Genomic DNA, 2,544 nt, shown 5'->3' with positions numbered 1-2,544 from the left:
GGGGCTTCCGCATCGAGCTGGGCGAGATCCAGGCGCGGCTGCAGGCGCTGCCCCAGGTGCGTGAGGCCGTGGTGCTGGCCCAGGAGGGGCCGAGCGGGACCCAGCTGGTCGGCTACCTGGTGGCCGGGCAAGCGGTGGCCGACCAGGCGGTCTGGCGTGAGGCGGTCAAGGCCGCGCTGCGCGAGGACCTGCCGGAGTACATGGTGCCGGCGCACCTGCTGCTGCTCGAGCGCATGCCGCTGACCGCCAACGGCAAGCTCGACCGCCGTGCCTTGCCGGCGGCGGATGCCAGCCTGCTGCAACAGGCGTATGTGGCGCCAGTCACTGAACTTGAACAGCAGGTGGCAGGCATCTGGGCCCAGGTGCTGGAACTGGAGCAAGTAGGCTTGAGCGACAACTTCTTCGAGCTTGGCGGCCATTCGTTGCTGGCCACCCAGGTCGTGCTGCGCCTGCGCGACGCGCTGGGCCATGAAGTGCCGGTCAAGACGCTGTTCCTGGCCCGCGACCTGGCAGACTTCTGCGTGGCTTTGCAGGCCCTGCAGCCTGCCCTCGAGCCACTGCACGATGTTTTGGCTAAATCCTTGGAGGACCTCAATCGTCTAACTGCCGATGATCTTGAAAAACTGATTTCCTAGTGAGGACACGGCATGCAGCAACTAATCGAATCGGTAAGCGCGCTTTCTTCCGAGAAGCGCAAAGCCTTGGCGATTCTGCTGAGTCAGAAGGGGGTCAATCTTTATGGCATCGCGCCGATTTTCCGGCGTGATGCCAACGAGCCCCTTCGGCTGTCCTATGCCCAGGAACGTCAGTGGTTCCTATGGAACCTGGAGCCGCACAGCGCGGCGTATCACATCCCCACGGCGCTGCGCTTGCGCGGCACCCTGGACATGGCCGCGCTGCAGCGCAGCTTCGCGACGCTGATCGAGCGTCACGAAGTACTGCGCAGCGTGTTCGTCGAGGTCGACGGGCAGTTGCTGCAGCAGGTTCGTGCGCCGTTCGCGCTGCCACTGCCGGTGCAGGTACTGCCCGATGCCGGGCAACTGGAACAGGCAGTGGCGGCGGAGATCGCCGAGCTCTTCGACCTGGGCGAAGGGCCGTTGCTGCGCGCACGTTTGCTGCAGGTGAGCGAAGAAGACCATGTGCTGGTATTGACCCAGCACCACATCATTTCCGACGGCGCCTCGATGCAGTTGATGGTCGAGGAGCTGATCGACTGCTATGCCGCGTTCAGTCGTGGCCAGCAGCCCGACCTGCCGGCGCTGCCGATCCAGTACGCCGACTATGCATTGTGGCAGCGCCAATGGATGGAGGCTGGCGAGCGCGAGCGCCAATTGGCCTACTGGACCACCCGCCTGGGCGGCGAGCAGCCGGTGCTGGAACTGCCGCTGGATCGTCCGCGGCCAGCGCTGCAGAGCTGGCGTGGTGCACGCCTGGATATCGAACTGTCGGCCGAGCTGGGCAAGGGTTTGCAAGAGGTGGCGCGGCAGCAAGGGGCGACCCTGTACATGGTCCTGCTGGCGTCGTTCCAGGCGCTGTTGCACCGCTACAGCCGACAGCGCGATATCCGTGTCGGCGTGCCGATCGGCAACCGCAACCGCGCCGAGACCGAGCGCCTGATCGGCTTCTTCGTCAATACCCAGGTGCTCAGCGCCGAAGTCGATGGTCAGGCGCCGTTCACCACATTGCTGCAACAGACCAAGGAGGCGGCGCTGGGGGCCCAGGAGCATCAGGACCTGCCGTTCGAGCAACTGGTCGAAGCCTTGGCGCCGGAGCGCAACCTCAGCCACAGCCCGTTGTTCCAGGTGCTGTTCAATCACCAGGCGCACCGTGGCGAGGGCCGGCAGGCCCATGAGCTGCCGGGGCTGCGAGTGGAATCGCTGAACTGGGAGAGCCAGACCGCGCAATTCGACCTGATGCTCGATACCCATGAAGAGCAGGGGCAGTTGTGGGCGTCGCTGACCTACGCGACCGACCTGTTCGACTGCACCACCATCGAGCGCCTGGCGGGCCACTGGCAGGCGTTGCTCGAAGGTATCGTCAGCGCCCCCGGCACGCGCGTCAGCGAGTTGCCGATGCTGAGCGCGGCGGAACGTGCCGCCACCCTGGCTGCCTGGAATACCGCCCCGGCCACCTTCACGCCGAGCCAGCCGCTGCATCGCCTGATCGAAGCCCAGGCGGCCCGCGCGCCGCAAGCGCCGGCGCTGGTCTGCGAAGGCGAACAGTTGAGCTATGCCGAGCTGAACCGCCGGGCCAACCAGGTCGCCCATGCGCTGATCGCCCGAGGCGTCGGCCCGGACGTGCTGGTAGGCCTGGCCGCGCCGCGCTCGCTGGAGATGGTGGTCGGCCTGCTGGCCATCCTCAAGGCCGGTGGCGCCTACGTGCCGCTGGACCCGGCCTACCCGCTGGAGCGCCTGCACTACATGATCGAGGACAGCGGCCTGCAGTTGCTGCTCGGCCAGGGCGACCTTGGGCTGAGCCTGGCGCCGAACGTGCAGGTGCTGGACCTGGCCGCCGACTACACCGACTACGCAGGCTTGGCCGAGG

Annotated in this window: 2 protein-coding genes; both read left to right on the top strand. The window is 66.5% G+C overall.

Going from position 1 to position 2,544, the window contains the following annotated elements:
- On the top strand, positions 1-635 hold a 635-nt coding region (locus APH30_RS26780; protein WP_256222150.1), incomplete at its 5' end, for a phosphopantetheine-binding protein.
- A 12-nt stretch (positions 636-647) separates the two neighbouring features.
- A partial coding sequence (locus APH30_RS26775) for a condensation domain-containing protein (protein ID WP_156326732.1) occupies positions 648-2,544 on the top strand: 1,897 nt, incomplete at its 3' end.

The sequence above is a fragment of the Pseudomonas sp. NBRC 111127 genome, from assembly GCF_001320345.1.
Lineage (GTDB): Bacteria > Pseudomonadota > Gammaproteobacteria > Pseudomonadales > Pseudomonadaceae > Aquipseudomonas > Aquipseudomonas juntendi.
This window is presented reverse-complemented; position numbering and strand designations above follow the sequence as displayed.